The sequence below is a fragment of the Streptomyces sp. URMC 123 genome (genome assembly GCF_051386515.1).
In the GTDB taxonomy this organism is placed as follows: Bacteria; Actinomycetota; Actinomycetes; order Streptomycetales; family Streptomycetaceae; genus Streptomyces.
Genome location: NZ_JBPQTV010000168.1, coordinates 1 through 13,684, shown reverse-complemented (window position 1 = coordinate 13,684; position 13,684 = coordinate 1). Strand labels below are relative to the sequence as shown.

Genomic DNA, 13,684 nt, shown 5'->3' with positions numbered 1-13,684 from the left:
CTTAGCGGCCGGAAGGGGGTGGGGGAGGGGCTTTGCGCGGGTTGCCGCGGCTGCCATCGCCGTACGGCCGCGCCCGGCGGCTCCGGGGCAGCCCCCTTCAGGGCTTGAACACACCCCCGCACATCGCCCGCACCACGCCCCCACAGCCTTTTCGATCTTATGATCCGGTGACATGGCGCACAGGCCGATTTCGCCCTACTACCCCCCATAGGGAGATCATTCGAAGAGCGCCGGGACTTTCGGCGAATGGGCCCGGGACCTTCGGCCCGGAACTCCGGCATCGCAAGGCGCGTCCCCCGCGATACCGGCGAATGCGCGGCGTTCTCCCTCTTTCGGTCGCGCCATACCGAGGTTTATTCGGTCGATCGCCGCGTTCCGATCGCTTCCGAAGGCGATCTATTTCCCGGGAGATCGCTACGGCATTGCCTAGTAGAAGGGGGCCTTGAGCCCCCGCCAATCGCGGGTTACCAATGAATGGCGATCCCGGTCCGCAGCCGGGACCTATTCATGTTCTGGAGGAATCCGCATGCACAAGTCCGCTAAGTTCCACGCTCTCCACAAGCCCGCCGTGCGCCGTCGCGCCGCCATCCTGGCAGCGGGTCTCGGTGCCTCGGCGGCGCTCGGGACCGGCGTGGCACTCGCGGCGGACCAGGCGCAGAGCAACCTCGTCACCGCCGTCTCGGCCACCGCCGCCGTGGACGCGGTGAAGGCTCAGGCCGGTGGCCAGCAGAAGATAGCCGAGGAGCAGGCGAAGGCCGCCAAGGACCGCGCCGACGCCGAGGCGAAGAAGCGGAACGAGGAGAAGGCCGCCGCCGACCGTTCGGCGCGCGCCGCCGCCCCCGCCGCGGCCCCGGCCGCCGCCTGGGTCAAGCCGGTGGACTCCTACACCCTGGGCTCCACCTTCGGCCTGGCCGGTGGCATGTGGTCGAACAAGCACAGCGGCCAGGACCTGGTCGTGCCGACCGGCACCTCGGTCAGCGCCGTGCACGGCGGCACGGTCGTCGAGGCCGGCTGGGGCGGTGCGTACGGCAACAACATCGTGATCAAGCACGATGACCGCACCTTCACCCAGTACGCCCACCTGTCGAAGATCAACGTCAAGGTCGGCCAGAAGGTCAACACCGACCAGGAGATCGGCCTGTCCGGCTCCACCGGTAACTCGACCGGCCCCCACCTGCACTTCGAGACCCGTACGACCGCCAAGTACGGCTCCGGTGTCGAGCCGCGCGCCTTCCTGGCCTCCAAGGGCGTCAAGCTCTGACCTGCGCATTGATCCAAGCCTCGATCTGCGCCTCTGCCTCCCGGTAGGCAGCACAACCGCATAAGGTCACCCGCCCGCCGGGCCCTCACCCCCTGGGGTGAGGGCGCCCCGCGTGGGCCGCGGTGACGAGCTCCTGGGCGACCTCGAGGATGGCTTTGCGCTTCTCCTCGGGGTCGCCTTCGAGCGTGTGCAGCGCGAACATCCCCGCGTGGATGGTGAAGAGCGCGCTCACGCAGCGGACCTGGTCCGTCAGCTCCGCCTCCGGCTCCTTGATCAGGTCGACCATCGCCGTCAGCCGCTCCCGGAAGCTCTCGCCGACGCTCAGTTCGCGGACGGTCGCCTGGTTCTCCTGCATGAAGCGGAAGACGGGGGCGGCGGCGGTCAGCGCGATGCTGTAGCGGCGCAGCAGCTCCTCCTTGGTCTCCAGGGAGCGCGGCTGGAGCTGCCCCCAGGCGATCAGCTCGTCCAGCGGGCGGCCGAGGTCCTCGATGATGCTGACGAGGATCGCTTCCTTGGTCTTGAAGTGGTAGTACAGCGCGGCCTTGGAGACCTCCAGCCGTTCCGCGATCTCCCGGAGCGACGTCTTCTCGTACCCCTGCTCCACGAAGAGCTCGAGGGCCACGTCCTGAATGCGCTGGCGGGTGTCCCCGCGGCGCGGCTGCTGTGTGCCCATGTCTCTCCCCGCGCTCGCGCGCTGTTCCTCATTTCGCCGCGGCGCGCACGGCAGCGGCAGCCCACAAAAACTTACTTGACGCCCGGCAAGTTGGTCCCTTACCGTCACCAGTGTAGTCAAACTAGCCGGTCGGCAAGTAAGTGGCGCTGAGGGCATCCCGGCCCCGTACGAGCGCATTGCCGCAGGCCGCGCGCGGGTCGCGCGGGTCGCCGCCCGGCACGCCGGTACGTGGGGGCCTCGCGAGGCCCCGGAGGACCCGCGCCGGGTCCTCGGGTTCGGACCGGCCCGTTCCGTTTCGTGCCCCAGGGGGAGTGCACCCATGTCCGCGTCCATGTCCCGTACCGCCGCGAGCGCCGGTGTCGGCAGTGCCGGTGCCGCCGGCGCGCCCGCCGGAGAAGCCGCGCCGTCGCCCTCGCCACCACCTCGCAGCATGCATGTCGTCGTGCTCGCGCTGATGATCGCGATGCTGCTCGCCATGCTCGACAACATGATCATCGGCACCGCGATGCCCACGATCGTCGGCGAGCTGGGCGGGCTGAACCACCTCTCCTGGGTGGTCACCGCGTACACCCTCACCACCGCCGCCTCCACCCCCATCTGGGGAAAGCTCGGCGACATGTACGGCCGCAAGGGCGTCTTCCTCGCCTCGATAGTCATCTTCCTGATCGGCTCGGCGCTCTCCGGGATGTCCCAGACCATGGGCCAGCTCATCGGCTTCCGGGCCGTCCAGGGCCTCGGCGCCGGCGGTCTGATGGTCGGCGTCATGGCGATCATCGGTGATCTGATCCCGCCCCGGGAGCGGGGCAAGTACCAGGGCATGATGGCCGGCGTCATGGCCCTCGCCATGATCGGCGGGCCGCTGGTCGGCGGCACCATCACCGACCACCTCGGCTGGCGCTGGAGCTTCTACATCAACCTGCCGCTCGGCGCGATCGCCCTCTTCATGGTCTCGGCCGTGCTGCACCTGCCGAAGAAGCGGGCGCGCGGCCGGATCGACTACCTCGGCGCCGGGCTGCTCACCGCCGCCATCACCGCGATGGTGCTGGTGGCCACGTGGGGCGGTACGGAGTACGCGTGGGGCTCGGCGGAGATCGTCGGCCTGGCGGTGGCGGCCGCTGCGGCCACGGCCCTCTTCCTGGTCGTCGAGCGCCGGGCCGCGGAACCGGTCCTGCCGCTGGGCATCTTCCGCGACGCCAACTTCTCCCTGGCCACCGTGATCGGGTTCCTCGTCGGCTTCACGATGTTCGGCGCCGTGATGTTCCTGCCGCTCTACCAGCAGGCCGTGCAGGGCGCCTCCGCCACCAACTCGGGGCTGCTGCTCCTGCCGATGCTGCTCGGCATGCTCGTGATCTCGCTGGTCGCCGGCCGCGTCACCACCCGGACCGGCAAGTACCGGATGTTCCCGATCGTCGGTGGCGCGCTCATGGTCGTCGGGATGTTCCTGCTCGCCCAGATGGACACCGGCACCTCGCGCTGGGCCTCCGGCGTCTACATGACCGTCTTCGGCGCCGGCCTGGGCTTCCTGATGCAGACCACGATGCTGATCGCGCAGAACAGCGTCGAGATGAAGGACATGGGCGTCGCCTCCTCGACGGCCACGCTCTTCCGTACGATCGGCGGCTCCTTCGGTGTCGCGATCATGGGCGCGCTCTTCACCCACCGGGTGCAGGAGGTCATGACCGAGCGCGCGGGCGGTGCGGCTTCGGCCTCCGGGGCGGGGGCGGAGGGCTTCTCGGAGGGCGCGGCCCAGCTCGACGCCGCGAGCCTGGCGAAGCTGCCGGACGCGGTGCGGGAGGCGTACCAGCACGCGGTCGCCGGCGGTACGCACACGGTGTTCCTCGTGGGGGCCGCGGTCGCGCTGGCCGGCTTCGCGGCCGCGTGGTTCGTCAAGGAGGTGCCGCTGCGGGGGGCCGGGCCCGCGCCCGAGGCGGGCGCCGGGCGCGAGTCCGGCCCGGCGGACGCGGGGTAGCGGGGGCAGCTTCTTGGCCGCCCCGCGCCGGTTCGCCGGCGCGGGGCGCCGCTGTCGGTGATCGCTGTCGGCGCCCGTTGTCAGTGGGCCGTGCCAGCATCGATACGTGACCTATCCGACCGGTCCTCCGGGCCACGCGCACCTCGCCCACCTACGGCAGTTGCGCCGCGCGAAGGACGCCATGGACCGCGACTGGGCCGAGCCGCTCGACCTGGACGCGGTGGCGGCCCATGCCGGTTATTCGCGCTATCACTTCGTACGGGCCTTCAAAGCGGTCTACGGGCAGACGCCCGGCCAGTATCTGAGCCGTCGGCGCATCGAGCGCGCCGAGGAACTGCTCCGTACGGTGAACCTCTCGGTCACCGAGATCTGCGGCCTCGTCGGCTTCACGAGCCTCGGCACGTTCTCCACCAGCTTCAAGAAGCGGACGGGCCTGACCCCCAGCGAGTACCGCGCCCGCCACGTCGGGCGCGGCCCCCCCCCCCCCCCCCCCCCCCCCCCCCCCCCCCCCCCCCCCCCCCGCGCCGCGCTCATACCGGGCTGCTACGCGCTGCTCTGGACCGGCGGCTTCCCGAGCCGCGAGCACTAGCCGCGTCCCTCGAACGTTTGTTGCGCACCCCGTTCGAGCGGGTAACTACGGGATGTGCGCTCCTCCTCACCCCGTGTTGGCCTAGCTTCTCCCGGGAGGGCTCAACACCGACTGACCTCAGGGGGTGGCCGCGCCATGGGCGCACGACCATGCGAACTGACCCCGGACCGATCGGCCCGTCACTACTACGGAGCGGAGATGCGCCGCTTGCGCAACGGGGCGGGGATGTCCCTGGCGGGACTTGGCGACATCGTCGGCTACAGCAAGCAGCACCTGGCCAGCATCGAGAAGGCGGAGCGGATGATCCCGCCCGACCTGTCGGCGATGCTCGACGCGGCATTCGGCACGGACGGCCACTTCGTCCGGCTGTTCCAGCTCGCCCGACGCGAAGTGCATCCCGATCAGTACCGGCGGTACATGGACTTCGAGGCGCAGGCCGTCGTCATCGAGCACTACGCCACGCACGTGATCCCCGGGCTGCTCCAGACCGAGGCGTACGCGCGAGCGTTCTTCGCCTACGCCCCCGATGGGACACCGGAGGTGATCGCTGATCGGATGGCCGCTCGGATGGCGAGGAAGGAGCGGCTGCTGTCCGCCGACCGCCCCCACCTGTGGGTCATCCTCGACGAAGCGGTGCTCCGGCGTCCTGTCGGCGAGCCGGAAGTGATGCGCGAGCAACTGGAGGCGCTGGTCCCACTGACGGACACGCGCACCACCAAGGTGCAAGTCCTGCCGTTCAGCCACGGGGGGCACGCCCTGATGGAAGGGCCGCTGTCCTTGCTGCGGCTATCGGACGGGACGTGCATGGTGTACGAAGAAGGAAGGGACACCGGACGCCTCTACGAAACAGCGCAAGAGGTGGAGTGGCGCCGTGGCGTCTACGACGCGCTGCGGGCGTACGCATGCTCACCGAAGCAATCCGCGGAGTTCATCACCGAGATCATGGAGGGATACGCATCATGCCCAGCGACATAGAGACCGCGCGGTGGCGCACGTCGAGCTACAGCAACATGAACGGCGGGGAGTGCGTGGAGGTGGGGCTCGGCCTCACCGGGGTCGTCCCGGTGCGGGACTCGAAGGACCGCAGCGGGCCCGTGCTGGCCTTCCCCGCGGATGAGTGGGGCGCGTTCCTCACCGCCGTGAAGGAAGGCGACCTCGCCTAGCGGTCGGCGGTCGGCGGCCTACGACTCCAGGTACCTCAGGACCGCCAGAATCCGTCGGCTGTAACCCGTGGTGTGCGTCAGCTCCAGCTTGTCGAAGATCGTGTTGAGGTGCTTCTCCACCGCGCTCAGCGAGACGTGCAGCTTCTGCGCGATGGCCGTGTTCGTGTGCCCTTGGGCCAGGGTCTCCAGGACGCTGCGTTCGCGGGGCGTGAGGCGCGTCAGCGGGTCTCCGTGGGTCGTGCGGACGACCAGTTGCCGCACCACCTCGGGGTCGAGGGCGGCGCCGCCGGCCTGGACGCGCTCCAGCGCGTCCAGGAACTCCTCGACCTGGGCGACGCGGTCCTTGAGGAGGTATCCCACACGCTCCGCGTTGGAGGCCAGCAGTTGCGCCGCGTAGTTGCGCTCGATGTGCTGGGACAGCACCAGGACGCCGACCTCCGGCCATCGCTCGCGGATCTCCAGCGCCGCACGCAGCCCCTCATCGGTGTGCGTCGGAGGCATCCGGATGTCGAGGACGACGACGTCGGGCCGGCGCCGGGCCATTTCCGCCAGCAGCGGGCCGGCGTCGCCGTACGCGCCCAGAACCTCGTGACCCTCCTCGACGAGGAGCCGGACCAGACCCTCCCGCAGCAGGGTCGAGTCCTCGGCGATCATCAGGCGCATGGCAGCTCCGCGGCAATGGTGGTGGGTCCCCCTGGGGGGCTGTCGACGCGCAGGACGCCATCGAGCGCGGCCACTCGGCTGCGCAGTCCGCTCAGCCCGCTGCCTGCGGGGTCGGCGCCGCCCGTGCCGTTGTCCCGCACCCGCACCGTGAGCGCCCCGCCGCGGAGCGCCACCCGCACGGAGACGGTCGTGGCGCCGGAGTGCTTGGCCGCGTTGGTCACGGACTCCGACACCACGAAGTACGCGGCGGTCTCCACCGGTTGCGGCAGGGGCGCGCCGACGTCGAACTCGGTACGGACGGGAATGGCGCACCGTTCGGACACTCCGCTCAGCGCCTCTTCGAGCCCCAGGCTGTCCAGCGCCGAGGGATAGACCCGCCAGGTCACTTCGCGCAGTTCCGCGAGGAGGTCCTGGGACTCCTGGTGCGCCTGGCGCAGCAGGGCGTCCGCCTGCTCAAGGCCGCATCCCCTGCGGGCCCGGCCGAGCAGCATGCCCAGCGCCACCAGGCGCTGCTGGATTCCGTCGTGGAGGTCCCGCTCGATGCGTCGGCGTTCCGCGTCCACCGCCTGCACGACCGCTGCCCGGCTGGTGGCCAGTTCCTCGACGCGTCGCCGCAGCAGTTCCTGTTCGGAGGGGCCGAAACACTCGCGGGCGATGCGCGCGTCCAGGGTGGCGAGTGAGTGGAGCCCCTGAACGTCGAGGAAGAGCAGCACACTGCCGAGGAGCACCTGCGTCGGCAGCTCCTCCCAGCGGAGCGTTCCCCGGGCCATCGCCCACCCGAGCAGGCTTGCCAGGACGAGACCGAAGCCCAGCAGCCCGATCACGATGCCGCACAGCAGCCCCGTGCAGCCGCGGACCGCCAGATAGCGCAGGACTTTCCGGTCGGACGCCTTGTAGTGCTCGGGGAAGCGGTCGCCGAAGAAGACGGCCCGGCGGGCCCGCTCCAGGGTCGACAGCCGGCGGGCCCCGGCCATGAGGATGCCCAGGGCGCTGCTCCGGGTGGGCGGCCAGAGCAGAAAGGGGCCGACGGCGGTGCCGACGGCGAGGAAGTGGAGGAGGCCGAGCAGGGCCGTGACACAGCCGAGGAACGTACCGGTGCTCCGACGCGGCCAGGACGCCGGCAGAGACGGTGGGGCCGGCGGGTACGGTGTGAATGGCGGGGCCGGTCGGATCGTTCCGGCATCGCTCTCGCCGGGGCCGTCCCGATCGGGGGCGCCCGGAAGGTGATGGGTGGCGGCGCCCGCGGAGTCCCCCTGCACGAGGGCCGAGCCTAGTGGCGCCCCACAGCCGGAGCAAGATCGCTCAGACTGTGCGTCGCCGGACGGGGCCCCGCCACGAGCGTGCCGGTGGCACGTCATGAAGCGCGGCGGTGCCGGGCCCGGTCGCGGCCGCGCAGCCGTATGGCCACGTAAACCGCGAGGGCGAGGACCACCAGGGCCAGCACCACCTTGGAGACGATCCCGACGTAGGTTTCCACGACCTCCCACTGGTCGCCCAGCCAGTAACCGGCCAGCACCAGGACGGAGTTCCATATCAGGCTGCCGAGCGTGGTCAGCATGATGAACACGGGCAGGGGCATGCGCTCCACCCCGGCCGGGACGGAGACGAGGCTGCGGAATATCGGCACCATGCGGCCGAGGAAGACCGCCTTGGTGCCGTGACGTGCGAACCACTGCTCCGTGCGAGCCAGGTCGGACGCCTTCACCAGCGGCAGCTTCGCCCAGATCGCGTGCATGCGCTCCCGGCCGAAGAGCATGCCGATCCAGTAGAGGACCACCGCTCCCACGACCGAGCCGAGCGTGGTCCAGAACAGCGCCGAAACCAGGCTGAGCACTCCCTGCCCGGCGGCGAACCCGGTCAGCGGCAGGATCACCTCGCTCGGCAGCGGCGGGAAGAGGTTCTCCAGCGCGATGGCCAGGCCGGCACCGGGACCGCCCAGCGTGTCGACGAGGCCGGCGGCCCAGCCGGCGATGCCGCCGGCGGGTTCCTGCGGCAGAGCCATGGACGTGAGGTGCATCTGGGTCTCCAAGCTGGCGGTCGGTCCGGCGGTCGGCCGGCCGGAGCAGGCGCCCCGACCGCCCTCCACGCTAGAAATCGCAGCTCAACAGCGGTATGCGGATTGCCGTTCGGCCCGGTGGGGGCTTCCGCATCTCGCGCCCTGCGGGAAACCGCACCCCCGCGGAACAGCCCCTCATCGCGGAACACCGGTCGCGGAAGGCCGCATCCGTACGGGAGAGCAACTTTCGAGAAGCAGGGGGCGACGCCCCCTGCATACCGTGGCGGGGACACAACGTCGCACCCCGCAGGAGAAGACGATGATCAAGGGTCTCGCGATCACCACCGTCTGGGTTCTCGACCAGGACCGGGCCAGGGAGTTCTACACCGAGAAGCTCGGCCTCGAAGTCCGCACGGACATCACCATGGGCGGCGAGGGCGGCATGCGCTGGCTGACCGTGGGGGCCAAGGACCAGCCCGACGTCGAGCTGACCCTGATGGTGCCCGGCCCGCCCGGACTGGACCCCGAGTCCGCCGAGGCGATGAAGAAGCTGATCTCCAAGGGCGTCCTGGGCGCCGGCGCGCTGGCCACCGACGACATCCACGCCGACTGCAAGGCGCTCAAGGCCCGCGGCGTGGAATTCCTCCAGGAGCCGCAGGAGCGCCCGTACGGCATCGAGGCGATCTTCCGTGACGACTCCGGCAACTGGTTCTCCTTCACCCAGCGCCGTGAGGGCGATCTGGACATGAGCCAGGACTGGGGCATCTGAGCGGCCTGCCCCGACGAGCCGGCCCGGCGGCTACTCCGGCAGCTTGATGATCGGGATGCTGCCCGTATCCGTCGGAGCCGTCTCCGGCAGCCACAGCACGGCGACCGCCCCGCCGTTCGCCGGCTCCGCGGCCGGGCCGGGCTCCCCGCCGGGCCTGCCCGGCCCGCCCGGGCCGGGCGCCCCGGGTTCTCCGGGCGCCCCGGGCACCGCCCGGTCCGGCGGCGCGTTGCGGAACGTCAGCCGCGCCCCGAGCACCCGGGCCTGCCCCGACGCGATGGTCAGCCCCAGCCCGTGCCCGTGACCGGCCCGGTCGCTGCTGCCCGTGCGGAAGCGGCTGGGCCCGTCGTGCAGCAGGGCCGCGGGGAAGCCGGGCCCGTGGTCGCGGACCCGCAGCACCCGGCCCTCGACGGTGACCTCGATCGGCGCGGCCCCGTGCTTGGCCGCGTTGGCCAGCAGGTTCCCGAGGATGCGCTCCAGCCGCCGCGGATCGGTGTTGACGTGCGCGTCCCGGAGCACGGCGATCCGCACGTCCGGGTCCAGCGCCCGTACCCGCCGCGTCACGAACTCGCCGAGGGCCACTTCCTGGAGCTCCGCCCGCTCGGTCGCGCTGTCGAGCCGGGCGACCTCCAGCACGTCCTCGACGAGCGTGCGCATGGCCTGGGCGCGGTTGCGCACCAGTTCCGTGGGGCGGCCGGGCGGCAGCAGCTCGGCCGCCGTGAGCAGCCCGGTCACGGGCGTACGCAGCTCGTGGGCGATGTCCGCGGTGACCCGCCGCTCCGCCTCCAGCCGCTGCTGGAGCGCGTCGGCCATGGCGTCGACGGCCCGCGCGAGGTCGTCGGTCTCGTCGCGCACGCGGCCGCCGATCTCGTCGCGGACGCGCACCCCCGTATCGCCCTCGGTGATCTTCCCGGCCGCGACGGCGGCCTTCCGCAGCCGCTTGGAGAGGTGGCCGCCGATGAGGACGCCGAGCGCGCAGCCGCCCACCACGACGGAGGCCGAGCCGATGATCAGGGCCTGGTCGAGGTCCTCCAGGACGTCGAAGCGCTTCTCGAAGCGCTCGTGAATGGAGAGCACCTTGCCGCCGGGCAGCGGCACCGCGGCCCAGACGTCGGGCACGTCCGTGCCGTTGTCCTGGAGGTAGGTGGCGCGCCGCCCGGCGAGCGCGGCGTCCCGGAGCGGCTTGGGCAGCTTGGGGTCGTCGATCTTGGAGTTGAGCGGCGGCCGGCCGGTCGACTCGTAGATGCGCTGGGCGAACCGGACCCGCTCGTCCTGGACGTCACGGCTGTCGTCGAGCATGGAGGCGCGCGCCGCGTTGTGCACGACGATGCTGAGGACGATCGCGACGAGGGCGCCCACGGCGGCGATCGCCGCGCTGAGCTTCCACCGCAGCCCGGTCCGGAGCGCTAGTTTCCGCACCGGGCCGGTCAGCCTCTCAGCTTGTAACCGAAGCCCCGGACCGTCTCGATCCGGTCTTGGCCGATCTTGCCGCGGAGCCGCTGGACATGGACGTCGACGACGCGGGTGTCGCCGCCCCAGCCGTAGTCCCAGACGCGCTCCAGCAGCCGGTCGCGGGAGAGCACGGTGTTGGGCGCGGCGGAGAACTCCAGCAGCAGCCGCATCTCGGTGGGGGTCAGCGCGACGGGCGCGCCGCCCTTGCGGACCTCCATGCCGTCGGTGTCGACCTCCAGGTCGCCGAAGGTCAGCAGGCCGCCGACGGGCCGCTCGTCCTCGACGGCGCCGGACGGGCCGTTCGCGCCGCTGGCGTGGCCGAAGCGGCGCAGCACGGCGCGGATGCGCGCCACGAGCACCGCGCCGTCGAACGGCTTGGTGACGTAGTCGTCGGCGCCGGCCTCCAGGCCGAGCACGACGTCGATGGAGTCGGCGCGCGCCGAGAGCATGATCACCGGCACGGTGGACTCGTCCCGGATGCGCCGGCAGAGGCTGACGCCGTCCAGGCCCGGCACCATCACGTCGAGCAGGGCGATGTCCGGCCGGTCGGCGCGGAACCGCTCCAGGCCGGTCAGCCCGTCGGCCACCGCGGTGACGGCGAAGCCGTCCCGCTCCAGGGCGAGCTGGGTGGCCTCGCGGATGACGTCGTCGTCCTCGACGAAGAGCACATGGGTGTCGGCCATGGCGCTGCTCTCAACCCTCCGGTGCCGCGGTCGGCTTCTTGCCGTTCGCGGACTTGCTGAAGTCGCTGTGCTTCCGTGTCTGCTCGCTGAACCTGCCGGCGGACCAGCGGTACGTGATCACATCCTCGCCCGTCGGGCAGCAGATCGCATCGCCGGGGCCGTAGACCTGCTTGGTGAGCTCCAGATCACCGCGGATGATCTCGGCGTAGACGGGCGGCTGCTCGTCGGCGAACACGTTTTCGTACCGGTCCTCGGTGCGACGGTACACATACGAGCCCACCCCGACCGCGTCGCCGCACGTCAGGACATTGATCACGATATCGGGGGCGGTGCCGCCGGTGAGGTTGCCGTAGGAGACGTCCACCGGGTACTCGCTGCCCGCGCACGGCTTGAGGTCCTTGCGGACCTCCGCACTGATCTTGGGGTCCTTCTTGAGGATCGCCACGGCGTCGACCTTGGGCGCGGGGGACGCGGAGGCCGCCGAGGACGGGCTCGCGGTCTGCGACGCGGCGTCGGCACGCGCCGCGCCCTCGTCCCGTACCCCCTCGGCGCCGGCGCCGCACCCGGCGAGAAACAGGCCGAAGGCGGCCGCGAGCGCGGCCGCCGTTCCGGTGCGGGCAAGACGTGATCCCGTCCCGCCCGGGGTCCCGGTCCTTCCGGAGTCCCGGGTACCGCCGGTACTCCTGGATCTCCTGGTGCGTGTGGTGATGCCGGTGTTCTTGGTGATATCAGCCCTGGTCAGGCCGCGCACCGCTCCCGCCCCCGATCCGTGCGTGCCAGCGCCTGGGCGTCCAGCTCGCGGCTCTCCAACTCCTGGCGCAGCCGGGCCAGCGCCCGGTGCAGCGTGCTCTTGACCGTGCCCGTCGACATCCCGAGCGCCGCCGCCGTCTCCTCGGTGCTCATCTGCTCCCAGTGTCGCAGCACGACTACGCTGCGCTGCTTGGGGGCGAGCACCTTCAGGACGTCCATCAGCAGGGCGCGGTCGGCGCGCTGCTCGGAGCCGTCGTCGACGCTGGCGTCGGGCAGCTGCTCGGTCGGCACCTCTTCCAGCTTGCGCGAGCGCCACCACTCCGTACGGGTGTTGATCATGACCCGGCGGAGGTAGGCGTCCGCGAGGGACTTGTCGGCTATGCCGTCCCAGCGGCCGTAGGTGCGGGCGAGCGCGGTCTGGAGCAGGTCCTGGGCGTCGACCGGGTCGGGCACGAGCCGTCGGGCGCTGCGCAGCAGGGCCTCCTGCCGAGTCCGCACGTACTCTTCAAAACCGAGTACCTCGTTGCCCGCCATCCTCGACCGCCTCCGTTCCACTGTTCCTGCCCCGTGTGCGCCGGTCTCTCCGGCACACAGAGAACGCTAGGCAGGGGCTGTAACGGAGCCGTGCGCTCCGCCCCTCGGAGTGCGCACGGCTACCCGTCGGTTGTGTAACAGCGGTGGCCGGAGTGTTTGAACGGGCCCGGGACGTCGACGCAGCGTGGCGGGGCCCTGACGCGCTGGTGGTGTCAGCCGTGGGGGAGCCGGTAGAGGCCGTCGGCCAGCGGCTCCACCAGTCCGTCCGCGACGAGCCCGTCCAGGGCGCGGGCGCGCTGCACGGGCTCGTCCCACACCGCGTCCAGCGCCTCCTGCGGCACCGGTTCGGTGGCCGCCCGCAGTACGGCGAGCAGCTTGCCGCGCACCTGCCGGTCCGTGCCCGCGTACGTCTGACCGCGCCGCGGCGGCCCGTCGTGGGCCGGCGAACCGGCCAGCCGCCAGGCGCAGGAGGCGGAGATCGGGCACCGGTGGCACTCCGGCTTCCGCGCGGTGCACACCAGCGCGCCCAGCTCCATGCTGGCGGCGGCCCAGCGGGCGGCGGTCGGCTCGTCCTCGGGCAGCAGCGCCCGGGCCAGCCGGCGCTCGGCGGCGGTCGTCGCCGTCGGCGGGTACTCGACGCCGGTGACCGCGCGGGCGAGCACCCGGCGGACGTTGGTGTCCAGGACGGCGTGGCGCCGCCCGTACGCGAACGAGGCCACGGCCGCCGCGGTGTACTCCCCGACGCCCGGCAGGGCGAGCAACGCGTCGTGGTCGTCCGGGACGGTGCCGCCGTGCCGCTCGGCGATGGCCGTCGCGGCGGCGTGCAGCCGCAGCGCCCGGCGCGGATAGCCCAGCCGCCCCCAGGCCCGCACCGCCTCGCCCGGCGGCTCGGCCGCGAGATCGGCGGGCCGTGGCCACCGGGCCAGCCACTGCTCGTAGACCGGCAGCACGCGGCTGACCGGCGTCTGTTGCAACATGAACTCGCTGACCATCACGCCCCAGGGGCCCGCGGAGCGCCGCCGCCAGGGCAGATCGCGGGCATGGGTGCCGAACCAGTCGATGACCGGGCCGTGCAGGGGCGCCTCCGGCGCGGGGCCGGGGCGGTGGGGCGCGCGCTCACCGGCGACCGCCGGGCGGACGGCCATCCGAACGGCCACCCGAACGGTCATGCGGACGGCACGCGGA

Annotated in this window: 15 protein-coding genes; 6 read left to right on the top strand and 9 right to left on the bottom strand. The window is 71.7% G+C overall.

Annotation, left to right across the window (positions count from 1 at the left end; translation table 11 throughout):
• Positions 1-526: 526 nt before the first annotated feature.
• Positions 527-1,261: a M23 family metallopeptidase gene (locus ACSNOD_RS19465; protein ID WP_436768249.1), complete on the top strand. Its 735-nt coding sequence runs from the start codon at positions 527-529 to the stop codon at positions 1,259-1,261.
• 85 nt (positions 1,262-1,346) lie between these two features.
• Here ACSNOD_RS19465 and ACSNOD_RS19460 read toward each other — a convergent pair whose 3' ends face one another.
• Complete coding sequence (locus ACSNOD_RS19460) at positions 1,347-1,934, bottom strand: TetR/AcrR family transcriptional regulator (protein ID WP_436768248.1); 588 nt, start codon at positions 1,932-1,934, stop codon at positions 1,347-1,349.
• 430 nt (positions 1,935-2,364) lie between these two features.
• Here ACSNOD_RS19460 and ACSNOD_RS19455 point away from each other — a divergent pair, with 430 nt between their 5' ends.
• The 4 genes from ACSNOD_RS19455 to ACSNOD_RS19440 all read left to right on the top strand — a co-directional run bounded on the left by ACSNOD_RS19455 (position 2,365) and on the right by ACSNOD_RS19440 (position 5,655).
• Positions 2,365-3,903 carry an MDR family MFS transporter gene (locus ACSNOD_RS19455; RefSeq protein WP_436768254.1) on the top strand — a complete coding sequence of 513 codons (1,539 nt, stop codon included), beginning with the start codon at positions 2,365-2,367 and terminating at the stop codon, positions 3,901-3,903.
• A gap of 181 nt (positions 3,904-4,084) precedes the next feature.
• The gene (locus ACSNOD_RS19450; RefSeq protein ID WP_436768253.1) at positions 4,085-4,492 is read left to right on the top strand and encodes a helix-turn-helix transcriptional regulator; all 408 of its coding nucleotides are present in this window, start codon (positions 4,085-4,087) and stop codon (positions 4,490-4,492) included.
• Positions 4,493-4,627: 135 nt separating this feature from the next.
• Positions 4,628-5,467, top strand: a complete 840-nt coding sequence (locus ACSNOD_RS19445; protein WP_436768247.1) for a helix-turn-helix domain-containing protein — start codon at positions 4,628-4,630, stop codon at positions 5,465-5,467.
• Positions 5,452-5,655, top strand: a complete 204-nt coding sequence (locus ACSNOD_RS19440) for a DUF397 domain-containing protein (protein ID WP_436768246.1) — start codon at positions 5,452-5,454, stop codon at positions 5,653-5,655. The genes ACSNOD_RS19445 and ACSNOD_RS19440 overlap by 16 nt, the downstream gene beginning before the upstream one ends.
• 18 nt (positions 5,656-5,673) lie before the next feature.
• Here ACSNOD_RS19440 and ACSNOD_RS19435 read toward each other — a convergent pair whose 3' ends face one another.
• From ACSNOD_RS19435 to ACSNOD_RS19425, 3 genes are all read right to left on the bottom strand, one after another.
• Positions 5,674-6,318 (bottom strand): response regulator, encoded by a 645-nt coding sequence (locus tag ACSNOD_RS19435; RefSeq protein WP_436768245.1) that lies wholly within the window; start codon positions 6,316-6,318, stop codon positions 5,674-5,676.
• Positions 6,309-7,442, bottom strand: coding sequence for a sensor histidine kinase (locus ACSNOD_RS19430; RefSeq protein ID WP_436768252.1), 1,134 nt, complete (start codon positions 7,440-7,442; stop codon positions 6,309-6,311). The genes ACSNOD_RS19435 and ACSNOD_RS19430 overlap by 10 nt, the downstream gene beginning before the upstream one ends.
• A gap of 230 nt (positions 7,443-7,672) precedes the next feature.
• Positions 7,673-8,335, bottom strand: a complete 663-nt coding sequence (locus ACSNOD_RS19425; RefSeq protein WP_436768244.1) for a DedA family protein — start codon at positions 8,333-8,335, stop codon at positions 7,673-7,675.
• Positions 8,336-8,633: 298 nt separating this feature from the next.
• On the opposite strand from ACSNOD_RS19425, the gene ACSNOD_RS19420 reads away from it, so the two are divergent.
• Positions 8,634-9,083, top strand: coding sequence for a VOC family protein (locus tag ACSNOD_RS19420; RefSeq protein WP_436768243.1), 450 nt, complete (start codon positions 8,634-8,636; stop codon positions 9,081-9,083).
• Between the two features lie 30 nt (positions 9,084-9,113).
• Here the strand turns inward: ACSNOD_RS19420 and cseC are convergent, their stop codons facing one another.
• From cseC to ACSNOD_RS19395, 5 genes are all read right to left on the bottom strand, one after another.
• Positions 9,114-10,499, bottom strand: coding sequence for a two-component system sensor histidine kinase CseC (cseC, locus tag ACSNOD_RS19415; RefSeq protein ID WP_436768242.1), 1,386 nt, complete (start codon positions 10,497-10,499; stop codon positions 9,114-9,116).
• An 8-nt stretch (positions 10,500-10,507) separates the two neighbouring features.
• Positions 10,508-11,215 carry a two-component system response regulator CseB gene (cseB, locus tag ACSNOD_RS19410; protein ID WP_436768241.1) on the bottom strand — a complete coding sequence of 236 codons (708 nt, stop codon included), beginning with the start codon at positions 11,213-11,215 and terminating at the stop codon, positions 10,508-10,510.
• A gap of 10 nt (positions 11,216-11,225) precedes the next feature.
• Positions 11,226-11,924 carry a hypothetical protein gene (locus ACSNOD_RS19405; protein ID WP_436768251.1) on the bottom strand — a complete coding sequence of 233 codons (699 nt, stop codon included), beginning with the start codon at positions 11,922-11,924 and terminating at the stop codon, positions 11,226-11,228.
• Between the two features lie 29 nt (positions 11,925-11,953).
• Positions 11,954-12,499 (bottom strand): SigE family RNA polymerase sigma factor, encoded by a 546-nt coding sequence (locus tag ACSNOD_RS19400; RefSeq protein WP_436768240.1) that lies wholly within the window; start codon positions 12,497-12,499, stop codon positions 11,954-11,956.
• A 212-nt stretch (positions 12,500-12,711) separates the two neighbouring features.
• On the bottom strand, positions 12,712-13,644 hold the full coding sequence (locus tag ACSNOD_RS19395; RefSeq protein ID WP_436768250.1) for an A/G-specific adenine glycosylase: 933 nt from the start codon (positions 13,642-13,644) through the stop codon (positions 12,712-12,714).
• Positions 13,645-13,684 lie beyond the last annotated feature (40 nt).

Bases quoted from the DNA above. Each gene is read 5' to 3' on its own strand.
- ACSNOD_RS19465 (WP_436768249.1), top strand. From the start codon at position 527: ATGCACAAGTCCGCTAAGTTCCACGCTCTCCACAAGCCCGCCGTGCGC.
- ACSNOD_RS19460 (WP_436768248.1), bottom strand. From the start codon at position 1,934: ATGGGCACACAGCAGCCGCGCCGCGGGGACACCCGCCAGCGCATTCAG.
- ACSNOD_RS19455 (WP_436768254.1), top strand. From the start codon at position 2,365: ATGCATGTCGTCGTGCTCGCGCTGATGATCGCGATGCTGCTCGCCATG.
- ACSNOD_RS19450 (WP_436768253.1), top strand. From the start codon at position 4,085: ATGGACCGCGACTGGGCCGAGCCGCTCGACCTGGACGCGGTGGCGGCC.
- ACSNOD_RS19445 (WP_436768247.1), top strand. From the start codon at position 4,628: ATGGGCGCACGACCATGCGAACTGACCCCGGACCGATCGGCCCGTCAC.
- ACSNOD_RS19440 (WP_436768246.1), top strand. From the start codon at position 5,452: ATGCCCAGCGACATAGAGACCGCGCGGTGGCGCACGTCGAGCTACAGC.
- ACSNOD_RS19435 (WP_436768245.1), bottom strand. From the start codon at position 6,318: ATGCGCCTGATGATCGCCGAGGACTCGACCCTGCTGCGGGAGGGTCTG.
- ACSNOD_RS19425 (WP_436768244.1), bottom strand. From the start codon at position 8,335: ATGCACCTCACGTCCATGGCTCTGCCGCAGGAACCCGCCGGCGGCATC.
- ACSNOD_RS19420 (WP_436768243.1), top strand. From the start codon at position 8,634: ATGATCAAGGGTCTCGCGATCACCACCGTCTGGGTTCTCGACCAGGAC.
- cseB (WP_436768241.1), bottom strand. From the start codon at position 11,215: ATGGCCGACACCCATGTGCTCTTCGTCGAGGACGACGACGTCATCCGC.
- ACSNOD_RS19400 (WP_436768240.1), bottom strand. From the start codon at position 12,499: ATGGCGGGCAACGAGGTACTCGGTTTTGAAGAGTACGTGCGGACTCGG.
- ACSNOD_RS19395 (WP_436768250.1), bottom strand. From the start codon at position 13,644: ATGGCCGTCCGCCCGGCGGTCGCCGGTGAGCGCGCGCCCCACCGCCCC.